Below are 25523 nucleotides of genomic sequence, written 5' to 3'. Positions count from 1 at the left end.
CCGCTTCTTGAAGCGTGAATTGAAAATGGTCGGAGCGGCCGGATTTGAACCGACGACCCTTTGTCCCCCAGACAAATGCGCTACCAGGCTGCGCTACGCCCCGACTGCTGGGACACATAGAGAAGCTAGGGTTTTCAGGCAACCCCGAAATTCGGGAACAAAGGAACAAACCGAAAATTCGACGTCGAAAAACGCTGTTAGTGGGAGAAAGCCCCACCAAAGCGTCACAGAGGTTGCGCTTTTCGTTCACGGCGGTGGAGCAAGGCAGATGGCACAGTAGAATACGATAGATGACGCGCCGAAGGATGGGACCGTATTCTTGGGGTTCTACCGCCGTCTAGCGGCTTCGCGGCTGACCAGACCTGCAGCGATGCGTCTGGACCGTTTGGGGCGGAGGATGTTGGAATTGCTAGTTTGAGAAAGGCCGTCGAGACCCCACCCACTGGATGCCCCCTCCCACCCCTCCGGTCCAAAGCTAATGGGAGAGGGGAGATGGAACTGAGCGCCAAACAAGAGCAGCGGATTGGTTGGAGGATGCGCCACATTGATTGGCTCCTGCCCGGACGTCCGGAGGTACTGAGGACAAAGAGTAGTTTGTCGCAATGTTCGAGGCTACGCTTGATCAGAGCTTCTTAGAGGGCACGCTAGAGCCGCATCGGCTCGTTGAGCTTATTGCCACCAAAACCAGCAGGCCATCCCCTGCCTGCCATAGCTAAAGCAAAAGGCGATCTGGCTAATCGAAATAGAACGACCCTAACCGAAACCCCAAAGGAGGGAGAGGCTGGGGCGCGATGAACTGCCCAGGATTGGCAGGGACAGATCAAACACCTACCAGGCAAGTTCTGTGTACGTAGAATTGCTCCTTTAAACCCGTTGTTAAGTACGTTTTATAAGTGTTCGACAAAATTCCAGTTCGATATGGGGTTCGTTTACGAGATAATTGTTAGCTCGTACACCCGACATGCTGCGAGATAAGATGCATTCATCACAGCCGCTCCGCAATAATGTTCAAGTTTTTTTGGACGCCCTAGAGCGCGTCGTGCTGAGTGTAATTTTCAGCTTCTTCGCATGGAAGCTCGGTCAATCGTGGTTGACAACCGGAAGCATCATCACGCTTATCGCTCTTGTTTCGGAAGGCGCAGTTCTCTTTTTTGTGCTTTTCAGGCGCTTCACTACCGAAGTTTCGATGCTACCTGGGGATTGGCTGCTCGCTTTTTTGGGCACTGCAACGCCGCTCCTGGTACAGCCCTCTGGAAATGAAGGGCTTGCTCCGCAGGCTCTTTGCGCAGCGCTGATGTTGGTTGGAATGTCTGTCCAGATCGCTGCCAAATTAACGTTGCGACGGAGCTTCGGAGCCGTGGCAGCGAACCGGGGGGTGAAGAAAAAAGGTCCCTATCGGCTGGTTCGCCACCCCATGTACGCCGGCTACATCTTGACCCAGATTGGATTCCTCCTCTCCTACCCGAGCGTCTTCAACTTGGCGGTTTATTCTGCAGCATTTGCTTTTCAGATCGGGCGCATCTTGGCGGAGGAAAGAGTCTTAGCGCGCGATGCAAGCTATCGTGATTTCACTGCTGCCGTGCCTTATCGGCTGGTGCCTGGTGTATTCTGATTTGAGGCGCAGCGAACACAACGCCGATTTGGCCTAGTAGCTGAACATTGGACAACAGTTACAGCCGTCAGGGCGAAGGGTCGTATGCCTTTGGTGCTTGTCAGGACCCCGACCTACCGTGGCTCGGAACCGCTCCAACGAGCCATTCAGTGCCTACGGGCGCAAAGCCATGGCGAATGGATCTGCGAGGTGCGCGATGATTGCCCAGATGGCAGCGCGCGTAGTGTGCTCGAGGAGCTCGGGGATCCGCGCGTTCGCTATGTTCACAACCAGCCGCAGAAATTCGGCGTCCAAAATCTTGACGACTGCTTTAGCCTGGAGAACGCATTTCACGCCGACTACTTCTTCATGCTGGAAGATGACAACCAAGTTCGCCCCGAGTTCGGAGCGCCTTAGGACGCATGCGAGCCCTATCGGTTACACCGGTGTCCCCGTCTTGTCTGGCCTGCCCCCCTGCCCTATGTTTGGCGCTGCAGGAGATGTTTCCTGCATTCGTTCTCAGGGCGGGGTGTAATTCCCCACCGGCGGTAAGGGGAAACCCAAGCCCGCGAGCGCCCGGCGCAGGTCGGGGTCAGCAGATCCGGTGTGATTCCGGAGCCGACGGTCATAGTCCGGATGAGAGAGAACGGGTCTGGCTTTGGAGCTCGAGCTTCGTTGCGGTTGTGCCGCTGCGGGGGTTGAGCGCCATTCCTTCCCGTAAACCCTGAGGTAGCTGGGTCTTACGCGAAAGGATAACTCGTTGAGCCAGATTGCCTCCGCCTCCCCCCGTCGGCAGATTTCACCTTCCATCCAGGGCGCCATGCTGATGCTGGGCGCCGGGATTGCCTATGCCGGCGTCAATGTCGCCACGCCCATTGCCACTTATCAGTTGGGCTTTCCCTCCACCTCTGCCGTGTTCTGGCAGTATCTAATTGCGGCGCTGCTCTGCATCCCATTGGTGTGGAACATGGGCCTCAAGGCCCTAAAGACGCGTCATCCCGTGGTGCATCTCGTGCGCATCGTGCTGTCGGCCGCCGGCGCGCAGGCCTTTGGCTTTGCCTTTGCCTTGGGCGTGCCGCTTTGGCAGGTGATCGCGCTGGTGATGACCTCGCCGTTCTTCATTATCCTGGGGGCCTGGTTGTTCCTGGGCGAGCAGGTGCGGTTGCCGAGAATCCTGGCCACGGTGACCGGGTTTGCCGGCGCGATGATTATCCTGCAACCCTGGAGCTCAGTGTTCACCTGGGCGGCGCTGTTGCCGATCCTCGCGGCGGCGCTGTGGGCGGGATCGTCGCTGCTGACCAAATATCTTACTCGGTTCGAAACGCCCGAATCGATCACGCTTTACCTGATGCTGCTGATGACACCCGCCAATGCGCTGTTCCTGATCCCGACCGGGTTGGCCATTCCGGGCGGCGAAGTGCTGTGGCTGATGGTGCTGATCGGGTTCCTGTCGGCGGCGGCACAGTATCTGCTGGCCAAGGCCTATGCGGTGGCAGACGCGACCTATCTGCAACCCTTTGATGATCTCAAGCTGCCGCTCAATGTGCTGGCGAGCTGGCTCATCCTGTCCCAGGCGCCAGATCTCTGGTTCTGGCCCGGCGCGCTGTTGATCGTAGGGGCATCGCTGTTCATCATGCGGCAGGATAGCGGGCGCAGCGTTCCGGCGTCACGCTGAGCCGGGGCGCTACGGCGCCCCGGCCTCTCCCGGCGGGCGATTGATTCGGAATGATTGAGCATTCCGCCGGGAAAGCGTTGTCGATCGTGCCGGGGGGCGCTATCTCCTCGCCAGCCCAAGACCAAGCCGGAGGGAATCAATGGCGCCGACAAGCGAGCAACAAGCTGGATATGTGCTGACGCTAAGCTGCGTGGACAAGCCGGGCATTGTCGCCGCGGTGACCACCGAATTGGCGGCGCTGGGTGCCAATATCGCCGAAAGCAACCAGTTCTGGGACCGGCAGACCGGCACCTTCTTTATGCGGCTGGCCTTTGCTGCGCCCGAGGGCGTCGATCGCGATGCGCTGGAGCGGGCGCTGCGCGCCCCGATTGAGCGGTTCGGGATGAAGACCACGCTGGTGCCGCTGTCGCGCCGGCCCAAGATCGTGATCATGGTCTCGAAGTTCGACCATGCCCTCCTGCACCTGCTCTACCAGATCCGCGTTGGGTGGCTCGATGCCGAGGTGGTAGCTATCGTGTCCAACCACCCTGAGGCGCAGCGGATCGCCGATAACGAAGGCATTCCGTTTCATCTGTGGCCGGTGAATACGAGCAACAAGGCCGAGCAGGAAGCCAAGGTGCTGGCGTTGGTGCAGGAAAGCGGCGCTGATCTGGTGGTGCTGGCGCGCTATATGCAGGTACTGTCCGATACGCTCTCGACGCGGCTCTTTGGCAAGATCATCAATATCCACCACTCGTTCCTGCCCAGCTTCAAGGGAGCGAAACCCTATCACCAGGCCCATGAGCGCGGGGTCAAGCTGATCGGGGCAACGGCACATTACGTGACGCCGGACCTCGATGAGGGCCCGATCATCGAGCAGGAAACCGCCCGGGTCACCCATTCGATGAGCCCTGAGGATATGCTGGCGGCTGGCCGCGATATCGAGAGCCGGGTGCTGGCGCGGGCCGTCAAGCTGCACCTCGAAAATCGGGTGATGCTGAACGGGCACAAGACGGTGGTGTTCGGCTAGATCAGGTTTCGCGCGCCCGCTCGAGCAGGCGCTTGCATTCCAGGAGTTCGCGCAGCACGTCGGAGAGCTTGTTGCGCGCCTCCTTATCCAGTGCGGGGCTGGCGGTCATTACCGCTTCTTCGATCTCGGCTTCGTCGCCGGCTTCTTCGGCCATTTCGATCATGGGCAAGATGTCTTCCACCGGCTTGCCCTCGCCCACAGCGATGACATAGCGACTACCCTGATCCTTGAGAATGCGCTGGACGCCCTTGATGGTAAAGCCCTGATCATAGAGCAGATGACGGATGCCGCGCAGCAGCAGCACGTCTTCGGGCCGATAATAGCGGCGCCCACCACCGCGTTTGAGAGGCTTGATCGTGGAGAAGCGCGTCTCCCAGAACCGCAGCACGTGCTGGGGCAGGTCGAGTTCTTCAGCAGCCTCGGAAATGGTCCGGAAGGCGTCGGGAGACTTGTCCAACACACACCCCTTGGCAAAAAACGCCTTACTTTTCCGCGGTGACCATAGATTTGTTGATCTTGGATTTCAATACGTTGCTGGGTTTGAACACAAGAACCTGCCGCGGCAGGATCGGCACTTCCTCACCAGTCTTGGGATTGCGCCCGATCCGCTCGTTCTTGGAGCGTACCTGGAAGGAGCCAAACGAGGAGAGCTTCACATTGGAGCCCGAAATCAGCGCCTCCGAGATCAGATCGAGCACGCGCTCGACCAATTCCGCCGATTCGGTTCGGGACAGACCTACCGAGCCATAAACGGCCTCCGCCAGGTCAGCCCGCGTTACTGTCTTCTGAGTCATTCGCACCCCCGTTTGGACGTCAGGGCCGGCCCATGCAAACAGGCCGATTGCTTGCCTGCTTGTGGCGGCAGCACCCAGCGCGTTTCGCCCGGGCAGCGGCCACAGAACAGTGTTGCCACCCGCTCAGTTCACATGCTTCCAGCGATTGCCGCACCGGGCTCCTCCGGCCCGCCGTTAACACTAACGCCTTGAAACACCTCAGGTCAATGCAGCCAAAAAGGCTTACCAGCGAATAAGCGAAGCACCCCAGGTGAAGCCGCCGCCCATGGCTTCGAGCATCACCAGGTCACCCTCTTTGATGCGGCCATCGGCCACCGCAACGCTGAGCGCGAGGGGAACTGAGGCGGCCGATGTGTTCGCGTGGCGATCGACGGTGATCACCACCTTTTCGGGGGGCAAGCCGAGCTTGGCCCCTGCCCCATCGATGATGCGGCGGTTGGCCTGGTGGGGCACGAACCAGTCGAGGTCGTCCACGGTGTAGCCGGCCTTGTCGAGCGTGTCGTAGACCACATCGGCGATCTTGCCGACGGCATGGCGGAACACTTCGGGCCCCTGCATGCGCACATGGCCGACGCCCTTGGTGGAGGACGGGCCGCCATCCACATAGAGCTTGTCCCAATGGTGGCCATCGGAGCGCAGGGCGGAGGCAAGAACGCCGCGATCGGGCGCGCCATCAGCGATTTCCACCCGCTCCATGATCACCGCACCGGCGCCGTCGCCGAACAGGACGCAGGTGCCGCGATCGCTCCAGTCCAGCAGGCGCGAAAAGGTTTCGGCACCAATCACGAGGGCGCGGCTGGCAAGGCCGTTCTGCAGGTAGCTGTCGGCAGTGGCGACCGCATACACAAAGCCCGAGCATACCGCCTGCAGGTCAAAGGCCATGCCATGATGCATGCCCAGCTTCATCTGCACCAAGGTCGCCGCGGCCGGAAAGGTGTAATCGGGCGTGGTGGTCGCGACGATGATGAGGTCGATGTCGTGGGGCGTCATGCCGGCGGCATCGAGCGCCTGCTGGGCGGCAGCAACGGCCAGATCAGAGGTGAACTGACCTTCGGCGGCGATGTGGCGCTCCTTGATGCCGACCCGCTGCTGGATCCACTCGTCGGAGGTATCCACCATCTTGGCCAGTTCGGCATTGGTCAGGATTTTTTCGGGCAGATAGGCGCCCACGCCGCGAATAATAGAACGAGTCTTGGTCACGCCGGGTTCGCCTCGGATGGTGGAGGTGGAGTTTCGGCAACGGCACTGACGGGGAAACGCTTCATGCTGTCGCCGATCTTATCGATCAGGCGGTTACGCCCCATTTCATAGGCAAGGCCCAGGGCACTCTTGTAGCCGATTTCATCGGTGCCGCCATGGGACTTGATGACAACGCCATTGAGGCCCAGGAACACGCCGCCATTGACGGTGCGAGGATCCATCCTATGGCGTAGCTGCTTGAGGGCCGACATGGCAAAGAGCGCGCCGATTCGGCTCATCAGATTGGCCTTGAGGGCGTTGGAGAGGTATTTGCCAACCTGGCGGGCGGTGCCTTCGGCGGTTTTGAGGGCGATATTGCCAACAAAGCCTTCAGTGACGACCACATCAACCGTGCCCTTACCGATGTCATCGCCTTCGACAAAGCCGTGATAGGTGAAACCGGCGCCGCTGGCATCGGCGAGGATGCGGCCGGCCTCCTTGATGGAATCGAGGCCCTTCACTTCCTCGGTGCCCACATTGAGCAGCCCGATGGTGGGGGATTCATGGTTGAATAGCGCCCGAGCGAGCGCCGAGCCCAGAATGGCGTAATCCACCAGTTGGCGCGCATCGGCGCCAATGGTGGCGCCCATATCGAGCACGATGATGTCGGTGCGCAGCGTTGGCCAGATCGCCGCAATGCCGGGACGGGCAATGCCTTCCATGGGCCGGAGGCAAAAAGTTGCCATGGCCATCAGGGCGCCGGTGTTGCCGCCCGAGATTGCCACATCGGCCTGGCCATCCTTGACCGCCTGGATAGCCATCCACATGGACGACGTGCCCTTGCCCTTGCGCAGGGCCTGGCTCGGCTTTTCATCCATGGCGATCACCGCTTCGCAGTGATTGACGGTGCTGACCGGCTTGAGCTCCGAGAACTCATCGAGCAAGGGGCTGATCTGTTCCTGGCGGCCATGGAAAATGAAGCGGCTATCGGGGTGCTCGCGCCAGGCCAAAAGCGCACCGTGGATCACGGCTCGGGGGGCGTTGTCGCCACCCATTGCGTCCACTGAGATGGTTATCGTGTCAGTCATTTCGGCCTATGGTTGGTCCCCGGAAGGCTCGGCGGCACCATACCCCACCATGGGGTCGGCGCAAGCCCGGCCAAGAGGGCAAGTTCTTATTTATCGTCGCCAGTCTTGAGCTGGCGCAGGCTCGCGAACGGCCCCTGATCTTCGGGGGGCGCCACAATACCCAAGGCGTCGAGGCTTTCGCCGGGCAAGCGCGGATAGGGGTCGATGGCCAAGGCCAGGGTCTCGATCAGCAAGGCGCTGAGGTCAACCTCGGGCCCGTCGATGTGATCGGGAAAATCATCATCCTCGAGGTCGATGAACAGTTCCGAGCCGGGCGTGGCCTTGTGGGCCTGATCGGGCTCAGGCAGGAAGACGCGGTCCACCGGCTCGTCGATCTCCTGGGTCACGGGCTCAAAGGTCACGACGGATGGCTGCACGATGCGCGCGGTCAGCCGACCGAGCACCCGGATGCCGCCGCGCAGTGGGGTCGCCACCAGTTTGGCGCCGAATTGCTCCACGGCAGATAGCTTGAGTTGCTCGGCCAGCGCAGCGAGCGCTGCGGCTTCGGGGTGAACCTCGATCTCGCGGCCCGTTGCAGGCAACCGATCCACCCGGATCACAGCGTCGATAATGGGTGCATCAGTGTGCTTCATGCCGCTACCTCAAAGGAAAGGGTGCCAGTGGTGATCGCCTGGCTCGACTGGCGCGCCAAAGCCGCATCGAGCGCCAGCACATAATCGGCGAGCGCCGCGACCTGGGCCGGCTCGGCGCCATCGAGCACATTGCGCGTCAGCACCGATTCGAGAGCTGCACGATCATTGCTGTCGATGGCAACATTAAGGGCAGCGAGCAAACCAAAGAAGATATTGCCCATTTTCTGAATTTTCTTGGGCACTGCCATGTCGCCGACGCCCATTTCACGCAGGGAGCGGTCCATGTCCTTGAAGAACAGGTCAAACACTGCCTGGCTGAATTCCCTGGTGGGCGCATCTTCCGAGCGCAGGCGGCGAAACAGCAGCGCCAGATGCAGGCTGATCATGTCGAAGCGCCCGGTGACGGTGTCGGGCACGCCCCAATCGCGATAGAAGACGGGCTGCCGGGATTGAGACACAATGGCGCTATAAACGGCGTAAACGGGCTCGGCAGCAGGGTTCTTGCGGAACAGGGAGAGGATCATGGATTGCGCTCAGCGTCTTGATCGGTCAAACACGAAGCAGGACCTGCGGACGGGTGATTGCCACCTTGCCAGATTGGCGCCTTGGCAGGTACACATTTCGGCGGCCGGAAAGACCACGAATTCGTGGGGACGGCTATAATCGAGTGCCATCTGGAAAGTCAAATTCATGCCTGTGCGTTTCGCCCTCGGACCGATGATGCCGTTTGCTGCCGCCGCTGTGATTGCCGTGGCACTTGCCGGCTGTACCGGCAGCAGCACTGCCTTTGTCAAAAACCGGACCCAGGGCTATGAAATTTCGGAAAGCGCGCTGGCGCAGATCCGCGTCGGCCAAAGCAAGGAGCTGGTGACGCTGGTGCTGGGATCGCCCCAGACCACCAATACCTTTGGCGACCAGTCGGCCTTCTACTATGTCGAAACCAAGGTGCAGCAGACCAATTTCGGGCTGACCAACATCAAGTCCCGCACGGTGCTGGTGGTGTATTTCGACAAGAACAACAAGGTGGTCGACAAAGCGGTGTATTCGCTGGCCGACGGCAAGACGGTGACCATCGAGAGCCGCCGTACCCCATCGTTTGGCGAGGATCGCTCGTTTGTGGATTCGATCCTCAATTCGTTCTGAGGCAAGGCTGCCCCAGTGACACAAAAGCCCCGGGAGACCGGGGCTTTTTTATTGGCTAGAGCGTTTCGCTGAGGTTGTTGCCATGTTCGCGCGCCATGGCATCAAGCGTGGCATTGACCAGCCCGCTGGCATCGTCCTCGTAAAAGGCCTTGGCCACATCCACATATTCGGTGATGACGACGCGGGGCGGAATATCGCGGCGGCGTAGCAGCTCAAAGGCGGCGGCGCGCAGGATGGCGCGCAGCGTGGCATCGACGCGTTCCATGGGCCAGCCTTCCGCCAACGCCCGATCAACGGCAGGATCGACTTCGAGCTGGTGCTTGGCGACGCCAACTACGATCTGGCGGAAAAAATCGGCGTCAGCGGGCAAATACTGCTCGCCCTCGATCTCGCGGCCGAGATGAAAGGCGCCGAACTGCGCGAGGGTGTCTTCCAGGCTCTGGTGCCCGACATCCATCTGATAAAGCGCCTGCACCGCTGCCAGCCGGGCAGCACCACGCTGATTGGCGGGTCGGTCGGTTTGCGGATCGCGTTTGGGGGCTTGAGCCATGAGGGGGTAACTCGAATGGGGGGTGGCCGGTTCATTGCGCGTTGGAAAAGCGCGACCGGGTGAAACACGGGATCAGTCTTCAGGCAGCGGCGGGCTGCTGTTGGCCTGCGCCAATTCGGACAGAAACGAGCGGAAGTCGTCGGCAGCCGAGAAGTTCTTGTAGACCGAGGCGAAGCGGACAAAGGCCACGTCGTCGAGCCCCTTGAGGCCCTCCATGACATATTCGCCGATCTGGTCGGAGGTCACTTCCACGTCACCCAGGGATTCGAGTTGGCGCACGATCCCCGAGATCATGCGCTCGATGCGCTCGGGATCCACCGAGCGCTTGCGCAGGGCAGTGTAAACGGAGCGGGCAAGCTTTTCGCGATCAAACGGGACCTTGCGGCCGCTTTTCTTGACCACGGTCAGGTCGCGCAGTTGCACGCGCTCGAAGGTCGTGAAGCGGCCGCCGCAGCCGGTGCAGATGCGCCGGCGCCGGATGGCGCCGGAATCCTCGGTCGGGCGGCTGTCCTTGACCTGCGTATCGTCGTCGCCGCAATAGGGACAGCGCATGCCTATGCCTTACTGGTAGATGGGGAAGCGGTTGGTGAGGGCGACGACCTTGTCGCGCACCGCGGCTTCGACCATGGCATTGCCCTCTTCGGAATTGGCTTCCCGCAAACCATCGAGAACCTCAACGATGAGATTGCCGATCTCCTGGAATTCGGCGACCCCAAAGCCGCGGGTGGTGCCGGCAGGGGTGCCGAGGCGAATGCCCGAGGTGACGAAGGGCTTTTCCGGATCGAAGGGAATGCCGTTCTTGTTGCAGGTGATATAGGCGCGGCCAAGCCCCTGCTCTGCCCGCTTGCCGGTGGCGTTCTTCTTGCGCAGATCCACAAGCATAAGATGGTTGTCAGTGCCGCCCGAGACAACATCGAGCCCGTGGGACTTGAGCGTTTCGGCCAAAGCACGGGCATTGGTGACGACTTGCTGCGCATAAGCGCGGAACTCGGGCTGCAGCGCTTCCTTGAAGGCGACGGCCTTGGCGGCGATCACATGCATCAGGGGCCCGCCCTGCAGGCCTGGGAACACGGCGGAGTTCACCTTCTTGGCGATGTCCGCGTCATTAGTGAGGATCATGCCGCCGCGCGGACCGCGCAGTGATTTATGCGTGGTGGTGGTGACCACATGGGCATAGGGCACTGGGGAGGGATGGACACCGCCGGCAACGAGACCGGCGATGTGGGCCATATCGACCATGAGGTAAGCGCCAACCGCGTCGGCGATTTGGCGGAAGCGCGCCCAATCCCAGAAGCGGGAATAGGCCGTGCCGCCGGCCAGGATCAGCTTGGGCTTGTGCTCGTGGGCCAGGCGCTCGACTTCGTCCATATCAAGGAGGTGATCGTCGGGGCGCACGCCATAGGACACGACATTGAACCACTTGCCGCTCATGTTGACGGGCGAACCATGCGTCAGGTGCCCGCCCGAATTGAGGTCGAGGCCCATAAAGGTGTCGCCGGGCTGCAGCAGCGCCAGGAACACCGCCTGGTTCATCTGCGAGCCGGAATTGGGCTGCACATTGGCAAAGCCGGCGCCGAACAGCTGCTTGGCGCGCTCGATGGCGAGGTTTTCGGCAATATCGACAAACTGGCAGCCGCCATAGTAGCGCTTGCCCGGATAGCCCTCGGCATATTTGTTGGTCATGATCGAGCCCTGGGCTTCAAGCACAGCGCGCGAGACGATGTTTTCCGAAGCAATCAGCTCGATTTCGTGCTGCTGACGACCCAGCTCGCTGCTGATCGCGCCCGCGATTTCGGGATCGGTTTCTGCCAGACCGGCGGAGAAGAACCGAGGAAAGAGCGGAAGAGAGGCAGCAGCGCTCATGGCGTACTCCAGAATCCAAGATATTGGGTTGTGGTGGGTGGTATGGCGCAGCCTGTAGCACAAAGCGCGGGCTCAATCCAAGGGCGCGTTAGCTATTCGCTTATGTGACGCAACTTGCGGGCCGCTGGATCATTTTAGCAGTTGGAGACCGGATAGGCCGGCCACGTGGGGGCAGGAGTTTATCATGAAAACCATCTTCAATACCGTAGGCGCCGTAGCTATGGCCGGCTTGCTGGCCTTTTCCGGATCGGTCCCCGCCGAGGCGCAGGGCCTGTTCAGTCGCCATGATCGCGGCTGGCACGATCGCGACTGGCATGATCGGGGCGACTGGCGCCCGCGTCGGCATCATCATCGCGGCTGGCGCGGTAATGGCGGTGGCGCAGTTGCCGCCGGTGTGCTGGGCTTTGGCCTTGGCGCAATCGTGGGCGGAGCCATCGCCAACGACAATCGCCGCGGTGATCGCTTGATCGGCCCGGTTTATGATTACGGGCCGTCCTATAGTGCCCATGTTCGGGCCTGCTATGCGCGCTATCGCTCCTATGATGCGCGCACCGATACGTTCCTCGGCTATGACGGCTATCGTCACCGCTGCAATCTCTAGCAGCTAGCTCCTCCAAAAAGCCCGGGTTTGCCGGGCTTTTTACTAGAACAGACGTGGTGTTGCGGCGGGTGCCGGCGTTTCGGCGAGGCGCCGGCGAAGTTTGGCGAGCGCCACTTGCTGCATCTGGGTGCGGGTTGCGGCGGCCGGCGTGATCACAACGACCTCGGTCCCAGTGGCGCTGTCGATGGCCGCGACGCGCATCTGGGCGCCAACCTGAACGAATTCAAACAGAACCTGAACGTCGTTCATCTTGTCTCGGGGCGGATGTTACTCCCGCCCTGCCCTCAATTGTGGACCATACAAAAAAGGCCCTCCCGAAGGAGGGCCTCGATAAGTGCGTCGCTTAAGCTTCGAAGGTCGTCTTGCCCTGCGCGTCGAAGTTGTAAACGTCATCGCGGAAGCTGACCGTGCCCTGCCGGTTGGCCCAGGCGGTGATGTAGGTGGTGTGGATCGGCACCTGACCCTCGCACTTGACGTCGAGACGTTCGAGCGACTCGAAGGTGGCGTTGACCCGGTCCTGGGTCCAATCACCATTGTCCCGCAACAGCCAGCTCACCAGCTGATGCACGCTTTCGACGCGCACGCAGCCCGAAGAGTGGAACCGTGCATTTTCGCCGAACAGAGCCTTGGTCGGGGTGTCGTGCAGGTAGCAGTCATAGGGGTTGTAGAAGTTGATCTTGCAGTGGCCCATGGAGTTGGCGGCGCCTGGCTCCTGGCGATACATGTAGTTCACTTCTGCATCGCTGATATTGGCCCAGTTGATCGTGGCAGGATCGATCTTGTTGCCCGAGCCATCATAGATGAAGATGTTCTGCTCGGCCAAGTAGTTGGGGTTTTCTTGCATGTACTTGGTCAGGTCCTTGCGGACCAGCGACTTGGGCACGTGCCAATAGGGATTGAAGTTGATCTGGCTGATCTTGCTGGCCATGATCGGGGTGGCGCGATCGACACGGCCGACCACGGCGACGTGGCGCTGCTCGACCATGCCGCCAGCAACCGCCTCGATGGTGGCGGCGGGAATGTTGACCACCACATAGCGCTCGGACAGGTTCGGGGCGAGGTTCTGCACCCGCTGGAAATTCAGGTAGAGCTGGTTGAGGCGCGTCTGGGCGGGAACGTTGAGGGCGTACCAGGTGGGCTCGTCGATCTTGCCGTTGACGATCAGGCCGTGGCGGGCCTGGAAGGTGCGGATGCCGCGATCGGTGACTTCATCGACCACATCATCGACATTTTCGACCAGCGCCATATCGCCTGACGAGATCAGGCGGCGCTTGAGCGCGATGGCCGGCTTGCCCTTCTTGCCGCTGGACAGACCATAGGCTTCCTGGGGGACTTCTTCCCAGCCGCCGGCGGCGACAAAGGGCTCATACTGGGAGATCGCCAGCTGCAGATTATAGGCCGTATCAAAGGACAAGATCGGCTCATTGGTCGCAATCAAGGCTTCGGCGGCGGCCGTGTTGCCGTCGGAGTCGATTTCGCGCAGGGTCCGATTGCCCGAGAACAGATCCAAGATGCTGCCGTCCTGCGCCCAAACGGCGGAAGGAAGGGCAGCGCTGGCTCCGGCAACGGCCATGGACCGGAGGAGTGAACGTCGATTCAACCGCATCTAAACACATCCAATTTGCCCGTCGCGAGTTGCGAAGGGTCTTACCATCGTGTTCCGCAGCCCACCGCCAGGGTCACCCGAACGGGCGAGCTTCAGAATTCAGGAACCATCATTACGCGGGAAATGGTTTCAACCGCGTAACCAGCGCTGTGTCGTCAGTTTGCGGCACAAATAAGTAAACGCCGGCCGAGGCCAGCGTTTCACTTGGTGTGTGGCACCATTGCTACAGTTTTACTAAGACGAGCCTAGAGCTTGTAGAGGATCTGATCGACCCAGAAGCGTTCGAGGCGCGCGAGGGCCTTGTTGAGGCCGTCAAACTCGTCATCCCCCAGACCACCGACCTTGTCGATGGATTTGAGATGACGGTCATAGAGTTCGTCGATCACTTCGGCCACTTCCTCACCTTTGGGGGAAAGCTTGATGCGCACCGAGCGGCGGTCGGAACGCGAGCGTTCCTGGAAGATATAGCCGCTTTCGACGAGTTTCTTGAGGTTATAGGAAACGTTGGACCCCAGGTAATAGCCCCGCGAGCGCAGCTCTCCTGCAGTCAGTTCCGCATCGCCGATGTTGAACATCAGCAGCGCCTGAACCGGGTTGATGTCGTCCCAACCCATGCGGTCAAACTCGTCCTTGATCAGGTCGAGCAGGCGGCGATGGAGCCGTTCAACGCGTGAAACGGCTTCCAGATAGAGTGGCTTCAGCCGCTTGGGCTGCTCGGGTACCATGGCCTCGCTGGCGTTCGATTTGCCTACCATTTGAGCCTCGCTGTTGCTGTCCGTGCGACTTTTCGCATCTCATGAGAGGAAAATATGGCGTCCCCCGCTAACATGCGCCTAAGCCACACGCTTAAAACTATCTTACGGGAAAACAACGAGAATTTGGCTTTATTCTTCGTTACACCCACCAACACAATTGTAACCTAAAGACGGAGTTAAGGAGGAAAACCTCGTGAAAACGTCGGGTGGCAGTGGCTTCATGTGCCGGCTCGGCGAGCTCTACTGAGGAAGCCTCACGACAAGTTCATCCCAGTGCTCCAATACGTCGTTGCGCGCCCGGATTCCCCCTGAACTGCGCTGCCGCTCCTCGTCCTGAAGGAGGCGCGCGAAGACCAGGCGCCGTGTGTCGTGCTCGGCCCAGCCGACGAACCATCCCCAGCCCCTCGCGCGGTCGAACGAGCCATCAGCCCGGCGCGGATAGGCCGATCCGGTCTTGCCAGAAACCGTCCAGCCAGCGGAGGTCGGCCAACTCTCGACAATGGCCATGGTCATGTCGATTGCGTGCGGCTCCACCGGCAGAGTGCCATTGACGAGATGGCGCAAGAACGCCACCTGCTCGACCGGGGCGATCTGGAGGGACGAGCTGATCCAGGCGCGCTCAAGGGCATTGTCCTGCCCGGGATCGCCGGCCAAGTCGGCATTGCCGTAGCCGAAATCCTGGGCGTAGCCCTGCAGGCGCTCGACGCCAAGCTTTGCGGCGATCTGCTGGGAGAACCAGACCACGGAATGCTTCATCCAGCGCAGCGGGTTGGTGGGCTGCTGCCACTCCGGCCCACCCCAATCGGGGTAGCCGGGCTGGAACGGGAGGGTAGGCGTAGTGGCATTGGAGAGAACGCCGGCGTCATAGCCCATCGCGCTCAAGGCTAGCTTGAAGGTCGATGCCGGGGTGACGCGGGTGCGGCAATCCCCCTCTTCCAGCAGGATGGTGCCACTCTCCGCATCGGCCACAACAGTGCAGATGGTCTTGGCCTGAGTTGCCTGCAGTGGCAGCAGCAGGAAAGCAGCGGCAAGAACAAAGACGGCGGGCTGCATGAACACTCCAGGAGATCGGGTGAAAGTTTTGGGCAGGCTCAGGAGAGCTGGGTTTGCTGATGCTGCACGATCTTCCAGCCCTGGGGCTGGCGAAGGTAAGTCGAGGTGCAGAGAGCGCGGTAAGGCGGGGCGCCGGCGCGCTCGGCCTGCGCTTCATAGGACAAAACAGCCAGAACGTCGCCAGGTCGGATGGCGGTTTGACTGGCAAAGGCAACGCTGGACCAGCGCGGCGCGTGATCGAGACTGGAAAGGACTGCCGCGTTAGCCATGGTCCCCACCGGGCCGAAGGCCATCAGGCACTGGCCGGCCATATGGGTCCGGTAAGCCTCAACGCCATCGAGCCAGAGGCTACGCTCGATCTGCCAAAGGTCATCCACTGGAAAACCTCCCCCGGTTGATTGCGGTCTCGGTGCCATGGTTTCGCAACAGCGTGGCAGGAGCGCGGCAATGCCGATGGGGGCGTTGCGGGCCTCAGTCGGCGGCTTGGGCGCGGCGGTGGCGCCAGTTGAGCGCAAAGAGCACGATGATGGCGGCGACGAGGAACAGGCGCACGGCAAAGCCGGGTGCGGTCATGGTGACATCGGGGTTGCCGAGCAGGTAGAGCACGAGCTCGACGCCGGTGGCGCCGACGAGGAGCACCGCGCCCCAGCTCGCCTTGATCCAAAGGCCCACTGCGGCAAAGAGCCGGGCGCCGGCGAAAATGGCGAGGTAGACAAAGCCAGTGACGCCCCAGGCTTGGATCGGGCTTTGTGCCCCCAGCTGCACGCCAAGGAGGCGTGCAGCATCGTTGAGGCCGAGCATCAGGCTCACCAGGGCAATGACGCGGACATAAAGGGCGGTGGAGCGGGCGTTGAATTCCATGCGCGCAGTTCTAACCCTCTGCAAAGCACTGGACAAGGCAATGTCTTTCGGGGGAGCGCGGGCGCTGCTATGGATATGGGCGCAAAGGAGTTTTAGTGATGGCCGAGTATTGGCAGAAGCACGATATGGGGTTCCTTGACGGGCGGCGGCTGCGCCGGACAAGGCAATCGGCGTGGAGCCGGGCAATGGTGCGCGAGACCATGCTTACCCCCGCCGACCTGATCTGGCCCCTGTTCGTGATCGAGGGCAGCAATGAGCGCTCGAGCATCGAGACGATGCCGGGTGTGGAGCGGTTGAGCGTGGATTTGTGCGTGGCGGCAGCGCGCGAAGCGCGCGATGCGGGCATTCCGGCGCTGGCGCTGTTCCCCAATACGCCCGACCATCTGCGCAGCGAAGGGGCCGAAGAGGCGTATAACTCGGGCAATCTGATGTGCCAGGCGCTGAGCGCCATCAAGAGCGCGGTGCCCGAGATCGGGCTCATCGCCGATGTGGCCCTAGATGAATATTCCAGCGACGGCCAGGACGGGCTGGTGCAGGACGGCCGCGTACTCAATGACGAGACCGTATCGGTGATGATCCGCTCGGCGCTGGTGCAGGTGCAGGCGGGCGCCGACATCATTGCGCCCTCGGACATGATGGACGGCCGGGTGGGCGCCATCCGGCAGGTGCTCGATGCCGAAGGGTTCGACGACACCCAGATCATGGCCTATTCGGCTAAATATGCCTCGTGCTTTTACGGGCCGTTCCGGGAAGCGGTGGGTTCGGGCAGCCGGCTCAAGGGCGACAAGCTGACCTATCAGATGGATTACGCCAATTCGGACGAGGCGCTGCGCGAAATCGAGCAGGATATCGCCGAAGGCGCCGATAGCGTGATGGTCAAGCCGGGCATGCCCTATCTCGACATCATCCGCCGGGCCAAGGACAGTTTCAACATCCCCATCTATGCCTATCAGGTGAGTGGGGAATACGCGATGATCGAGATGGCCGCCGCGGCGGGCGCGATTGATCGAGGGGCCGCCATTCTTGAGAGCCTGCACGGCTTCAAGCGCGCGGGCGCCAATGGCGTTTTGACCTATTATGCGCTGGAAGTGGCGCGGGCGCTGGGGGACTAGGGTCCCGTCTGCGCATTCCTTGCGCCGGGGGTCTTGCACAGAGGCGCGGCTATGACAATTTGTTGGTCATGAGCCCAACTTATTCTGCCGCCCCTGCCCTGCCTGATCCCGCTTCCGCCCCGGAACTGTTCCAGGGTTTGCTGACGCGGCGCGTGTCGGCTTATCTGATCGATCTGGTGCTGATGGGCGTTATCGTGCTGGTGCTGAGCTTTGTCGGGCTGATCGCGGGGTTTTTGACCTTCGGGCTGGCCTGGGGTGCCCTGGCGCTGGTCGTGCCGCTGTCGGTCATCCTGTATTATGCAGTGACGCTGGGTTCGGCCCGGCGGGCGACCGTCGGCATGCAGATGATGGATCTGGTGCTGACGCCGGCGCGCGGGCAGCCGCTCAATGGCGGGATGGCGATCCTGCATGCGGCGGTGTTCTGGGTCACGGTCTGGATCTCCTGGCCCGTGTCGCTGCTGTTTGCGCTGTTCACGCCGCGTCGGCAGATGATCCACGATTTGTTGACCGGCACGCTGATGCTGCGTCGCTCCCCCATGGAGCGGCACTGGCGGATGCAGCGTGCGCGCATGAACCAAGCATATTGAACGATTGCAGGGCGGACGGGAGCGGATTACAGTTCCCGTCTTGGCAGCTAAAGGTCCCGCGTTGACCGACCAGACACCAGAAACGACCCAGCTCTTTTTGACCGCAGCGATGCCGTGTCCGTATTTGCCCGGCAAGCAGGAGCGCAAGCTCTTCACCCATCTGTCGGGGCGGCGAGCAGCGAGCCTGCATCACCTGCTCAGCGAGAACGGGTTCCGGCGCAGCCAGAACCTGATCTATCGCCCGGCCTGCGAGAATTGCTGCGCCTGCCAGTCGGTGCGGATCGTGGCCGATGCCTTCGAGCCCTCCAAACGCTTCCGACGCGTGCTGCGCAACAATGAAGACCTCGCGATCGAGGTGCGCCCGACCACGGCGACATCAGAGCAATACGACCTGTTCAAACGCTATCTCGATTCCCGCCATGCCGGGGGCGGCATGACGCAGATGAGCTTTGTCGACTATGAATACATGGTCGAGGACACGCCCGTGCAATCGGTGCTGGTGGAATATCGGCTGCGCAACCACCCGGACATGCCGCTGGTGGCGGTGGCGCTGACCGATGTGATGCCCGACGGGCTCTCGATGGTCTACAGCTTTTACGATCCGGACCTGGCCCATCGCAGCATGGGGACCTTCCTGATCCTTGATCACATCGCCCAGGTGCGCGCCGCCGGGCTCGATTATGTGTATCTAGGCTATTGGGTGAAGAACTCGCCCAAGATGGCCTACAAGGCGCAGTTCCAGCCGCTGGAAGTGCAAAAAGGCACGCTGGGCTGGTGCCGGCTCGAGGAAGCGGTCTAGGCTCCGTTCATCTCCAGATCAAAGACGATGAGGCCGTCACGGCCGCCCTGCAAGGAGGCAACGAGGCGGGCGCCGGCTTGCGCGTGGTCGGGATCGACGAGGTAATGATCGCGGGCCGCGTCATCGGCAAAATCCATGATGAAGCCATGGTTGAAGCCCTGCCCCAACCCTTCGGGCGAGGCATTGGGGCCGAACTGGGCGGACAAGAGGCCCGGAAGGCGGCCGACCAGCGCATTGAGCCCGGCATAGATGGCATCGCGCTCGTCCTGGGGCACTTCGGGGCGGAAGCGGAAGAAGACGCAATGGCGGATCATGGCCGGGCTTTCGGGTGCGGGTCGGTGTGCTAGCCGACGAATTTGTTGTTACGGGGGAAGCCGTTGGGGGGCTGGCGGCCGGCGGCGGCGCGATCGCCCATCCAGTCGGTCAGTTCCTCGGCAGGCTTGGTGAAGGTGCGCCCGGAACTGTCGGTCCAAGTCAAACCATCGGCGATGAAGAAGCATTTCAGATCGGAAATGCCGCCATCCTTGTAGCGTTGCAGGCGCACGCCGCGGCCGCGGTTCATGGTGGCGAGCTGGCTCAGGGGGAAGACGAGGAGCTTGCGGTTCTGCCCGATCACGGCGACGCGGTCGCCTTCGCATGGCACGAGCAGGCGCGCTTCATCGGGGGCGGTGACATTGAGGATCTGCTTGCCCTTGCGGGTATTGGCGATCATCTCGTCCTCACCCACGACAAAGCCGTAGCCATTGGACGAGGCGATGATGCGCTTGGCGCCGGGGCGATGCACGAAGAGGGACACGATGTCCTGGTCCTCGTCCATGTCCACCATGATGCGCACGGGCTCGCCCTGGCCGCGCCCGCCCGGCAGCTTGTCGCCAAAGAGGGTATAAACCTTGCCGCCGGTGGTCAGCATCAGGAGCTTGTCGGTGGTTTCGGCATTGAAGGCGAGCTTGAGGCGATCGCCGGCCTTGAAGCCCTTTTCGTCGATGGCGGCGTCATGACCCTTGAGGCTGCGGATCCAGCCTTTTTCCGACAGAACCACGGTGATCGGCTCGCGCTCGATAAAGGCGGTGGTGATTTCGGCGTGATCGGCATTGGGGGCGGCGCCATGGATGGAGCGGCGGGCGCCCAGCGGATGAGGCGAGCCGTCCTCCGCAAAAAGCGGATAGGCCTTCTTGAGGGCTTCGACCTGCTTGGCGATTTCGCCCCACTGACGCTTGTCGGAAGCGAGCAGCGCTTCCAGGCGGCCCTTTTCGGCCGTCAGGTTCTTGTGCTCCTGGCGCAGTTCCAGTTCCTCGAGCTTGCGTAAGGAGCGCAGGCGCATGTTGAGGATGGCTTCGGCCTGGTTGTCAGTGAGCGAGAAGGTCGCCATCAACGAGGCCTTGGCATCGTCCTCCTCGCGGATGATGCGGATCACCTCATCGAGGTTGAGATAGGCAATGATATAGCCTTCGAGCACTTCGAGGCGGTTGGCGATCTGCTGCAGCCGGTGCTGCGAGCGGCGCACGAGCACGATCTTGCGGTGGTCGAGCCAGGCCTTGAGCGCATCGGCCAGGCTCATCACGCGCGGCAGCGTGCCACGATCGAGCACGTTGAGATTGAGCGGGAAGCGGACCTCAAGATCGGTGACGCGGAACAGCTGCTCCATGAGGATCACGGCATCGACGGTGCCCGCGCGCGGCTCAAGGACGAGGCGAATATCGTCCGAGCTTTCGTCGCGCACATCCTTGAGCAGCGGCAGTTTCTTGGCGAGCAGCAGCTCGGCAATCTTTTCGACCAGCCGCGACTTTTGCACGCCATAGGGGATCTGGGTGACGACGATGTTGTAAACGCCGCGGCCCTTTTCTTCCTTGCTCCATTGCGCGCGCAGGCGGAACGAGCCACGGCCCGTTTCATAGGCATGCACAATGGCGGAGCGGGTTTCCACCAGCTGACCGCCGGTGGGGAAATCGGGGCCGCGCACCAGATCTTCGTTGCTGGGGGGAGCCGCGAAATCGCGATGGATCAGTTCGTCAACGGTGGCCGCCGGATTGTGGATCAGCTTGAGCGCGGCATTGCACAGCTCGACGAGGTTATGGGGCGGCACGGAGGTCGCCATGCCCACGGCGATGCCGGTGGAGCCATTGGCGAGAAGATTGGGGAAATTGGCGGGGAGCACCACCGGCTCTTCGTCTTCGCCGTCATAGGTGGGGCGGAAGTCGATGGCGTCTTCGGTAATGCCTTCAAGGAGGCGCGTCGCCACCTCCGTCATGCGCGATTCGGTGTAACGCATGGCGGCGGCGGAATCGCCGTCGATATTGCCGAAGTTCCCCTGTCCGTCGACCAGCGGGTAGCGCAGGGCAAAGTCCTGGGCGAGACGCACCAGCGCGTCGTAGATCGACTGGTCGCCGTGCGGGTGGAACTTACCGATGACGTCGCCGACGATACGGGCCGATTTCTTGTAGCCCTGATTGGGATCGAGCTTGAGCAGGCGCATGGCGTGGATGATGCGGCGGTGAACGGGCTTGAGCCCGTCACGCGCATCGGGCAGCGCGCGCTGGGTGATCGTGGACAGCGCATAGCTGAGATAGCGTTCTTCCAGCGCCTGCCGCAGATCGACAACGCGCTGGTTGTCGGCGGGCGGGAGTGTATCGGCGTCTGACATCACAGCACTTTCAGGAGAACGAATCGGGAAACACTATAGCCGCAAAGCCCCCAATGCGCAGGGTTTCTGGGGTTTTTGCCCAGACATTGCGGTGCTGCGGCCCCGCTTGGCCGCTAAGCGGCGGTGGTGAGGATTGCAACCAGGGTTTCACGAGTCGCAGGTGGCGCCAGCTGGCGGGGATACCAGACATGCAGATCGAGGAAATGGGCCGAAAGGCGAAAGGCGGCGGCGAGATCGGCAGGAGAGGCAGTGTCGTCTTCGTTCAGCAGGAAGGAGGGCAAGGGCAACAGGCGATCGAGATAGGGTTGAGCGGCGGCGCTGGAAACGGCGCGACCCGTACGCGGGGACACATGGGTCAGATTGTCCGTAACGCCGGTGGCAGCGCAGGCCGATAGGTCAAGACCGAAACCCAGTTCGTCGAGCACCGCGATCTCGAAGCGGGCGAGCGCCATGCCATCGAGCGGGCGATCGAGCAGGCGCAGCGCCATGGCGAGGAGGCGATCATGGGGGTCGCGTTCGGGCAGCAGGCGCAGCAGTTCACAGACAAGCTGGCTGAGGTAGAGCCGGGCCTTGTCGGCCATGAGGATGGCGGCGCGGCCGGTTAACAGTTCAACGGCAAAGATGCCGAGGTGATCTTCAAGACGGGCACGCCAGACCAGCTGGACGGTGTTGCCGGGCTGAAGGGCGGCGGCGAGCTTGGAGGAACGGCCCCCGCGCACGAGGCCCAAATGGCGGCCGCGCCCGGCCACCATGGCTTCAGCCACAAGGCTGGTTTCGCCGTGGCGGCGCACTCCGATCAGCAGGCCTTCGCCGGTCCATTCCATTTCAGGGGGTGGCCCGCAAGCTCTGATGAGATACTGAGGGACCCCCTCCCTTCATCCCTCCCCACAAGGGGGAGGGTGTCGACTGCGGGGCTGGTGACAAGAGAGCTTTCGCCCGACTGGGCCGTGGAAGGGCGCCGGGAACGCACTGGGCCAGCACTTCCCCCTTGATGGGAGAGGACGGGAGGGGGTGCAAGAGCCCCGGCACACTGGCCAGCCGCCCCCCACCCTTGATCCCTCCCCGCGAGGGGGAGGGTGTCGACTGAGAGCTCAGATGCAGAAAGGCGAAGCGCTCAGTTTTTCCCATGGGGGAATTCCAGGCCCATTTCGCGGTAGCGCTCGGGGTCGTCGGCCCATTTTTCGCGCACCTTGACGAAGAGGAACAGGTGGATGGGGACTTCGTACATCGCCATCAGCTCCTTGCGGGATTCCGCGCCGATGGCCTTGATGGTTTGCCCGCCGGCACCCAAGACGATCTTCTTGTGGCTGTCGCGGGTGACATAAACGACCTGGTCGATCTTGTAGGAGCCGTCCTTCTGGATCTTGAAGCTCTCGGTCTCGACCGTAGCGTTGTAGGGAATCTCGTCATGGACGCGCAGGAACAGCTTTTCGCGCGTGATCTCAGCGGCGGTGATCGCCATGGTCAGGTCGGTCAGGTGATCCTCGGGGAAGTGCCAGGGCCCGGGGGGAATGTGCTTGATGCACCAATCCATGAAGTCGCTGACGCCATAGCCCTTGAGGGCCGAAATCATAAAGGTGGCTTCAAAGCGCACCTTCTCGTTGATCGCCTGGCTGAGCGTAAGCAGGGCTTCGTTCTTGATGGTGTCGATCTTGTTGAGGATCAGGATCTTGGGATGGGTGACGTTGGCCAGCCCTTCCAGCAAGGTTTCGATCTCGGACGTCAGCCCCTTTTCGGCATCGACGATGAAGGCGACCAGATCGGCATCCCCTGCCCCGCCCCACGCACTATCCACCATGGCGCGCTCAAGGCGGCGCTTGGGGGTGAAGATGCCGGGGGTGTCGATGAAGACCAGTTGCGCCTTATCGATGGTGACGACGCCGCGCACCTGCGAGCGCGTGGTTTGGGCCTTGTGGGTAACGATCGAGACCTTGGTGCCGACAAGGGCATTGAGGAGCGTCGACTTGCCGGCGTTAGGGGCGCCAACCAGGGCGATAAAGCCGCAGGAGGTGTCAGTGGGGGTAATGTCGGTCATGCGGGATCCTTCCAGACCTGCTGGCGCACCAGGAAGAGTTCGGCGGCCTTGTGCTCGGCGATCTTCTTGGAAGGGCCGGTGGCGCTGAGGGGTTCAAAATCCCCAAGGGAAACGGTGATGGTGAATTCGGGCGCGTGGTCGGGGCCGGTGCGCTCGGTCTGGGTATAGGCGGGTGGCTCGAGCCCGCGCGCCTGGGCCCATTCCTGCAGCGTCGTTTTGGCATCGGCGCGCCCGGCATTGCCTTCGCTCAGGAATTCCTCAAACAAGCGCTCGACGAATTCATAGGCCTTGCCGAGCCCCCCATCGCAAAAAATGGCGCCGATCACCGCTTCGGTGACATCGCCCAGAATGGCTTCCTTGTGGGCGCCGCCGGTGCGCGCCTCGCTTTCGCCCAGCCGCAGCTCGGAGCCGAGATCGAGTTGGCGCGCGATGACGGCGCAGGTTTCCTTGCGCACCAGGGTATTGAGCGTGCGCGAAAGCTCGCCCTCATTGGCCTTGGGATAGCGCCGGTAAAGCATATCGGCCACGACGAGGCCAAGCACCCGATCGCCCAGGAATTCGAGCCGCTGATAGGAACGCTCGATGCGCCGCGACGGTGAAACGGCGCTGGAATGAGTCAGCGCGCGTTCAAGCAGGTCTTCGTCGGCAAACTGATAGCCCAGTCGAAACTGCAGCTTTTCGTGAGAACGGGCCCGCCGGCTCATTTGTCGATTTGCTGGAACATCCGGTCCCAGCGCACATTGGCAGGCCACTGCCAGAGCTGCCAGGGTGGGATATTGTCCTTGATGGAGAAGAAGCGCGCTTCAGCCTTGCCGATCAGGTTCACTGCCGGCACATAGCCGACCGAAGACAGGACGCGGCTATCGGCGGAGCGGTCGCGATTGTCACCCATCATGAAATAGTGGCTGGCGGGAACGACATATTCGGGGGTGTTGTCGAGCGGGCCGTTATCCCCGATTTCCTGGATGGTGTGGACGTTACCATCGGGAAAAGTTTCGCGATAAACGGCAACTTCGCGCGTATCGCCTTCGCTATCGGTATCCATGGCAGTGCCGAGGAACTCGCGCTCGACCATGGTGCCATTGATGTAAAGCCGCCCTTCACGCATCTGGATGCGATCGCCGGGGAGCCCGACAATGCGCTTGATGTATTCCATGTTCTGCGGCACCGGGCGGAACACCGCGACGTCGCCCCGATTGGGATCACGCCCCAGGATGCGACTGTTGATAGGCAGCTCGAAATCGAGCAGCGTGAAATCGCCGTAGCGTCCCAGCGAGAAGGAATGCTTGCCATAACCCCAGACGAATTTGTTGGCGACGAAGTAGTCGCCGATCATCAGCGTCTGCTGCATGGAGGCGGTGGGGATGGAAAAGGGCTGATACAAAAACGAGCGCAGCACGATGGCGATCAGCAGGGCCTCGACCACGACGACAATGGTATCCCACCACTCGTTGGTTTCGGCCTTCTTGACAGTTTTTCCGGCGGGCTGGCTCATGAATAATCCCGTTAAGCTACGCCGAAGCGTTAAGGCGTCGTGGTGGGTTGGTCAACCGGCACCGCTTCGATGATCACGAAGGCTTGGGCCAAGCCGGCATCATCGGTGATGGTCAGGTGGATCAACGGCTCGTGGCCGGGGGGAACCAGACGCTCCAGCGCCCGCGCCGCTCCATTGGTGAGCTGCATTGTGGGTTTGCCCGAGGGAAGGTTCACTACGCCCATGTCGCGCCAATAGACGCCGAAATTAAGGCCGGTGCCCAGAGCCTTGGAGCAGGCCTCCTTGGCAGCGAAACGCTTGGCGTAGGAAGCGGCACGCTCGGCGCGGCGATCGGACTTGCGCTGCTCGATTTCAGTGAAGCAGCGCTGGGTGAAGCGGTCGCCAAAGCGCACAAGGGTTTGCTCGACGCGGTTGATCTGGCAGAGGTCCGAGCCCAAGCCGATGATCATGGCGT

General features: G+C 61.6%; 31 protein-coding genes, 1 tRNA gene and 1 riboswitch. Of the genes, 9 read left to right on the top strand and 23 right to left on the bottom strand.

Going from position 1 to position 25523, the window contains the following annotated elements; translation table 11 throughout:
* Positions 1–26: 26 nt before the first annotated feature.
* Positions 27–103 (bottom strand) — tRNA-Pro (locus tag HRQ64_RS08025).
* Positions 104–961: 858 nt separating this feature from the next.
* Here HRQ64_RS08025 and HRQ64_RS08020 point away from each other — a divergent pair.
* The 4 genes from HRQ64_RS08020 to purU all read left to right on the top strand — a co-directional run bounded on the left by HRQ64_RS08020 (position 962) and on the right by purU (position 4275).
* Positions 962–1612: an isoprenylcysteine carboxylmethyltransferase family protein gene (locus tag HRQ64_RS08020; protein WP_127752536.1), complete on the top strand. Its 651-nt coding sequence runs from the start codon at positions 962–964 to the stop codon at positions 1610–1612.
* Between the two features lie 84 nt (positions 1613–1696).
* The gene (locus tag HRQ64_RS08015; RefSeq protein WP_172122904.1) at positions 1697–2008 is read left to right on the top strand and encodes a glycosyltransferase; all 312 of its coding nucleotides are present in this window, start codon (positions 1697–1699) and stop codon (positions 2006–2008) included.
* 94 nt (positions 2009–2102) lie between these two features.
* Positions 2103–2243, top strand: a riboswitch (FMN riboswitch).
* 108 nt (positions 2244–2351) lie between these two features.
* A complete protein-coding gene (locus HRQ64_RS08010) occupies positions 2352–3266 on the top strand; it encodes a DMT family transporter (RefSeq protein ID WP_248305250.1) in 915 nt (304 codons plus the stop codon).
* A gap of 139 nt (positions 3267–3405) precedes the next feature.
* A complete protein-coding gene (purU, locus tag HRQ64_RS08005) occupies positions 3406–4275 on the top strand; it encodes a formyltetrahydrofolate deformylase (RefSeq protein WP_172122903.1) in 870 nt (289 codons plus the stop codon).
* Position 4276: 1 nt separating this feature from the next.
* Here purU and HRQ64_RS08000 read toward each other — a convergent pair whose 3' ends face one another.
* The 6 genes from HRQ64_RS08000 to HRQ64_RS07975 form a co-directional block, all read right to left on the bottom strand.
* Positions 4277–4732: a MerR family transcriptional regulator gene (locus HRQ64_RS08000; RefSeq protein ID WP_127752533.1), complete on the bottom strand. Its 456-nt coding sequence runs from the start codon at positions 4730–4732 to the stop codon at positions 4277–4279.
* 25 nt (positions 4733–4757) lie between these two features.
* A complete protein-coding gene (locus HRQ64_RS07995) occupies positions 4758–5069 on the bottom strand; it encodes an integration host factor subunit alpha (RefSeq protein ID WP_127752532.1) in 312 nt (103 codons plus the stop codon).
* Between the two features lie 222 nt (positions 5070–5291).
* Positions 5292–6269, bottom strand: coding sequence for a beta-ketoacyl-ACP synthase III (locus HRQ64_RS07990; protein ID WP_172122902.1), 978 nt, complete (start codon positions 6267–6269; stop codon positions 5292–5294).
* Complete coding sequence (plsX, locus tag HRQ64_RS07985) at positions 6266–7336, bottom strand: phosphate acyltransferase PlsX (RefSeq protein WP_127752530.1); 1071 nt, start codon at positions 7334–7336, stop codon at positions 6266–6268. Before plsX ends, HRQ64_RS07990 begins: the two co-directional genes overlap by 4 nt.
* Positions 7337–7422: 86 nt before the next feature.
* Positions 7423–7968 (bottom strand): DUF177 domain-containing protein, encoded by a 546-nt coding sequence (locus HRQ64_RS07980; RefSeq protein WP_172122901.1) that lies wholly within the window; start codon positions 7966–7968, stop codon positions 7423–7425.
* Entirely contained in the window at positions 7965–8492 is a 528-nt protein-coding gene (locus tag HRQ64_RS07975; RefSeq protein WP_172122900.1) for a ubiquinol-cytochrome C chaperone family protein, read from the bottom strand. Before HRQ64_RS07975 ends, HRQ64_RS07980 begins: the two co-directional genes overlap by 4 nt.
* 166 nt (positions 8493–8658) lie before the next feature.
* Between HRQ64_RS07975 and bamE the strand changes: the two genes are divergently transcribed.
* Positions 8659–9111 carry an outer membrane protein assembly factor BamE gene (gene bamE, locus HRQ64_RS07970; protein WP_127752527.1) on the top strand — a complete coding sequence of 151 codons (453 nt, stop codon included), beginning with the start codon at positions 8659–8661 and terminating at the stop codon, positions 9109–9111.
* Between the two features lie 55 nt (positions 9112–9166).
* Here bamE and nusB read toward each other — a convergent pair whose 3' ends face one another.
* From nusB to glyA, 3 genes are all read right to left on the bottom strand, one after another.
* Positions 9167–9661: a transcription antitermination factor NusB gene (gene nusB / locus HRQ64_RS07965; protein ID WP_127752526.1), complete on the bottom strand. Its 495-nt coding sequence runs from the start codon at positions 9659–9661 to the stop codon at positions 9167–9169.
* 72 nt (positions 9662–9733) lie between these two features.
* Positions 9734–10213: a transcriptional regulator NrdR gene (gene nrdR, locus HRQ64_RS07960; RefSeq protein ID WP_127752525.1), complete on the bottom strand. Its 480-nt coding sequence runs from the start codon at positions 10211–10213 to the stop codon at positions 9734–9736.
* Positions 10214–10222: 9 nt separating this feature from the next.
* On the bottom strand, positions 10223–11524 hold the full coding sequence (gene glyA / locus HRQ64_RS07955; RefSeq protein ID WP_172122899.1) for a serine hydroxymethyltransferase: 1302 nt from the start codon (positions 11522–11524) through the stop codon (positions 10223–10225).
* A 184-nt stretch (positions 11525–11708) separates the two neighbouring features.
* Between glyA and HRQ64_RS07950 the strand changes: the two genes are divergently transcribed.
* Complete coding sequence (locus HRQ64_RS07950) at positions 11709–12125, top strand: BA14K family protein (protein WP_127752523.1); 417 nt, start codon at positions 11709–11711, stop codon at positions 12123–12125.
* Between the two features lie 42 nt (positions 12126–12167).
* On the opposite strand, the gene HRQ64_RS07945 is transcribed toward HRQ64_RS07950, so the two are convergent.
* From HRQ64_RS07945 to HRQ64_RS07920, 6 genes are all read right to left on the bottom strand, one after another.
* The gene (locus HRQ64_RS07945) at positions 12168–12374 is read right to left on the bottom strand and encodes a serine hydroxymethyltransferase (protein WP_127752522.1); all 207 of its coding nucleotides are present in this window, start codon (positions 12372–12374) and stop codon (positions 12168–12170) included.
* A gap of 94 nt (positions 12375–12468) precedes the next feature.
* On the bottom strand, positions 12469–13635 hold the full coding sequence (locus HRQ64_RS07940) for a L,D-transpeptidase family protein (protein WP_172122898.1): 1167 nt from the start codon (positions 13633–13635) through the stop codon (positions 12469–12471).
* 341 nt (positions 13636–13976) lie between these two features.
* Entirely contained in the window at positions 13977–14486 is a 510-nt protein-coding gene (locus HRQ64_RS07935; protein ID WP_127752520.1) for a MarR family winged helix-turn-helix transcriptional regulator, read from the bottom strand.
* A 240-nt stretch (positions 14487–14726) separates the two neighbouring features.
* Positions 14727–15539, bottom strand: coding sequence for a class D beta-lactamase (gene blaOXA, locus HRQ64_RS07930; protein WP_172122897.1), 813 nt, complete (start codon positions 15537–15539; stop codon positions 14727–14729).
* Between the two features lie 38 nt (positions 15540–15577).
* Positions 15578–15916: a DUF4440 domain-containing protein gene (locus HRQ64_RS07925; protein ID WP_172122896.1), complete on the bottom strand. Its 339-nt coding sequence runs from the start codon at positions 15914–15916 to the stop codon at positions 15578–15580.
* A 94-nt stretch (positions 15917–16010) separates the two neighbouring features.
* Complete coding sequence (locus HRQ64_RS07920) at positions 16011–16400, bottom strand: hypothetical protein (RefSeq protein ID WP_172122895.1); 390 nt, start codon at positions 16398–16400, stop codon at positions 16011–16013.
* 98 nt (positions 16401–16498) lie between these two features.
* On the opposite strand from HRQ64_RS07920, the gene hemB reads away from it, so the two are divergent.
* The 3 genes from hemB to HRQ64_RS07905 all read left to right on the top strand — a co-directional run bounded on the left by hemB (position 16499) and on the right by HRQ64_RS07905 (position 18898).
* Positions 16499–17512, top strand: a complete 1014-nt coding sequence (hemB, locus tag HRQ64_RS07915; protein WP_210258525.1) for a porphobilinogen synthase — start codon at positions 16499–16501, stop codon at positions 17510–17512.
* A gap of 68 nt (positions 17513–17580) precedes the next feature.
* Positions 17581–18099 (top strand): RDD family protein, encoded by a 519-nt coding sequence (locus HRQ64_RS07910; protein WP_172122894.1) that lies wholly within the window; start codon positions 17581–17583, stop codon positions 18097–18099.
* Between the two features lie 61 nt (positions 18100–18160).
* A complete protein-coding gene (locus HRQ64_RS07905; RefSeq protein WP_172122888.1) occupies positions 18161–18898 on the top strand; it encodes an arginyltransferase in 738 nt (245 codons plus the stop codon).
* Here HRQ64_RS07905 and HRQ64_RS07900 read toward each other — a convergent pair.
* The 7 genes from HRQ64_RS07900 to acpS all read right to left on the bottom strand — a co-directional run bounded on the left by HRQ64_RS07900 (position 18895) and on the right by acpS (position 25518).
* Positions 18895–19212 (bottom strand): Dabb family protein, encoded by a 318-nt coding sequence (locus HRQ64_RS07900; protein ID WP_172122887.1) that lies wholly within the window; start codon positions 19210–19212, stop codon positions 18895–18897. The two genes, HRQ64_RS07905 and HRQ64_RS07900, sit on opposite strands and share 4 nt — an antisense overlap.
* 29 nt (positions 19213–19241) lie before the next feature.
* Positions 19242–21539, bottom strand: a complete 2298-nt coding sequence (gene parC, locus HRQ64_RS07895; protein WP_172122886.1) for a DNA topoisomerase IV subunit A — start codon at positions 21537–21539, stop codon at positions 19242–19244.
* 113 nt (positions 21540–21652) lie between these two features.
* Positions 21653–22363, bottom strand: coding sequence for a DNA repair protein RecO (gene recO / locus HRQ64_RS07890; RefSeq protein WP_172122885.1), 711 nt, complete (start codon positions 22361–22363; stop codon positions 21653–21655).
* 290 nt (positions 22364–22653) lie between these two features.
* The gene (gene era, locus HRQ64_RS07885; protein WP_172122884.1) at positions 22654–23574 is read right to left on the bottom strand and encodes a GTPase Era; all 921 of its coding nucleotides are present in this window, start codon (positions 23572–23574) and stop codon (positions 22654–22656) included.
* The gene (rnc, locus tag HRQ64_RS07880) at positions 23571–24278 is read right to left on the bottom strand and encodes a ribonuclease III (RefSeq protein ID WP_127752510.1); all 708 of its coding nucleotides are present in this window, start codon (positions 24276–24278) and stop codon (positions 23571–23573) included. Before rnc ends, era begins: the two co-directional genes overlap by 4 nt.
* Entirely contained in the window at positions 24275–25069 is a 795-nt protein-coding gene (gene lepB, locus HRQ64_RS07875) for a signal peptidase I (protein WP_172122883.1), read from the bottom strand. The genes rnc and lepB overlap by 4 nt, the downstream gene beginning before the upstream one ends.
* Positions 25070–25098: 29 nt before the next feature.
* Positions 25099–25518: a holo-ACP synthase gene (gene acpS, locus HRQ64_RS07870; RefSeq protein WP_172122882.1), complete on the bottom strand. Its 420-nt coding sequence runs from the start codon at positions 25516–25518 to the stop codon at positions 25099–25101.
* Positions 25519–25523 lie beyond the last annotated feature (5 nt).

Origin of the sequence: Devosia sp. 919 (assembly GCF_013185965.1) — a bacterium.
Taxonomy (GTDB): domain Bacteria; phylum Pseudomonadota; class Alphaproteobacteria; order Rhizobiales; family Devosiaceae; genus Devosia.
The sequence above is the reverse complement of the archived record's forward strand: the minus strand, read 5'-3'. Positions and strand labels throughout refer to the sequence as shown.

Excerpts from the sequence above, each read along its gene's own strand:
- purU (WP_172122903.1), top strand. The coding sequence starts at position 3,406 with ATGGCGCCGACAAGCGAGCAACAAGCTGGATATGTGCTGACGCTAAGC.
- bamE (WP_127752527.1), top strand. The coding sequence starts at position 8,659 with ATGCCTGTGCGTTTCGCCCTCGGACCGATGATGCCGTTTGCTGCCGCC.
- glyA (WP_172122899.1), bottom strand. The coding sequence starts at position 11,524 with ATGAGCGCTGCTGCCTCTCTTCCGCTCTTTCCTCGGTTCTTCTCCGCC.
- acpS (WP_172122882.1), bottom strand. The coding sequence starts at position 25,518 with ATGATCATCGGCTTGGGCTCGGACCTCTGCCAGATCAACCGCGTCGAG.
- parC (WP_172122886.1), bottom strand. The coding sequence starts at position 21,539 with ATGTCAGACGCCGATACACTCCCGCCCGCCGACAACCAGCGCGTTGTC.
- nusB (WP_127752526.1), bottom strand. The coding sequence starts at position 9,661 with ATGGCTCAAGCCCCCAAACGCGATCCGCAAACCGACCGACCCGCCAAT.
- hemB (WP_210258525.1), top strand. The coding sequence starts at position 16,499 with ATGGCCGAGTATTGGCAGAAGCACGATATGGGGTTCCTTGACGGGCGG.
- HRQ64_RS07995 (WP_127752532.1), bottom strand. The coding sequence starts at position 5,069 with ATGACTCAGAAGACAGTAACGCGGGCTGACCTGGCGGAGGCCGTTTAT.
- lepB (WP_172122883.1), bottom strand. The coding sequence starts at position 25,069 with ATGAGCCAGCCCGCCGGAAAAACTGTCAAGAAGGCCGAAACCAACGAG.
- HRQ64_RS08015 (WP_172122904.1), top strand. The coding sequence starts at position 1,697 with ATGCCTTTGGTGCTTGTCAGGACCCCGACCTACCGTGGCTCGGAACCG.
- nrdR (WP_127752525.1), bottom strand. The coding sequence starts at position 10,213 with ATGCGCTGTCCCTATTGCGGCGACGACGATACGCAGGTCAAGGACAGC.
- HRQ64_RS07910 (WP_172122894.1), top strand. The coding sequence starts at position 17,581 with ATGAGCCCAACTTATTCTGCCGCCCCTGCCCTGCCTGATCCCGCTTCC.
- HRQ64_RS07935 (WP_127752520.1), bottom strand. The coding sequence starts at position 14,486 with ATGGTAGGCAAATCGAACGCCAGCGAGGCCATGGTACCCGAGCAGCCC.
- HRQ64_RS07950 (WP_127752523.1), top strand. The coding sequence starts at position 11,709 with ATGAAAACCATCTTCAATACCGTAGGCGCCGTAGCTATGGCCGGCTTG.
- HRQ64_RS07980 (WP_172122901.1), bottom strand. The coding sequence starts at position 7,968 with ATGAAGCACACTGATGCACCCATTATCGACGCTGTGATCCGGGTGGAT.
- HRQ64_RS07945 (WP_127752522.1), bottom strand. The coding sequence starts at position 12,374 with ATGAACGACGTTCAGGTTCTGTTTGAATTCGTTCAGGTTGGCGCCCAG.
- HRQ64_RS07975 (WP_172122900.1), bottom strand. The coding sequence starts at position 8,492 with ATGATCCTCTCCCTGTTCCGCAAGAACCCTGCTGCCGAGCCCGTTTAC.
- HRQ64_RS07920 (WP_172122895.1), bottom strand. The coding sequence starts at position 16,400 with ATGGAATTCAACGCCCGCTCCACCGCCCTTTATGTCCGCGTCATTGCC.
- blaOXA (WP_172122897.1), bottom strand. The coding sequence starts at position 15,539 with ATGCAGCCCGCCGTCTTTGTTCTTGCCGCTGCTTTCCTGCTGCTGCCA.
- HRQ64_RS07900 (WP_172122887.1), bottom strand. The coding sequence starts at position 19,212 with ATGATCCGCCATTGCGTCTTCTTCCGCTTCCGCCCCGAAGTGCCCCAG.
- HRQ64_RS08020 (WP_127752536.1), top strand. The coding sequence starts at position 962 with ATGCTGCGAGATAAGATGCATTCATCACAGCCGCTCCGCAATAATGTT.
- plsX (WP_127752530.1), bottom strand. The coding sequence starts at position 7,336 with ATGACTGACACGATAACCATCTCAGTGGACGCAATGGGTGGCGACAAC.
- recO (WP_172122885.1), bottom strand. The coding sequence starts at position 22,363 with ATGGAATGGACCGGCGAAGGCCTGCTGATCGGAGTGCGCCGCCACGGC.
- era (WP_172122884.1), bottom strand. The coding sequence starts at position 23,574 with ATGACCGACATTACCCCCACTGACACCTCCTGCGGCTTTATCGCCCTG.
- rnc (WP_127752510.1), bottom strand. The coding sequence starts at position 24,278 with ATGAGCCGGCGGGCCCGTTCTCACGAAAAGCTGCAGTTTCGACTGGGC.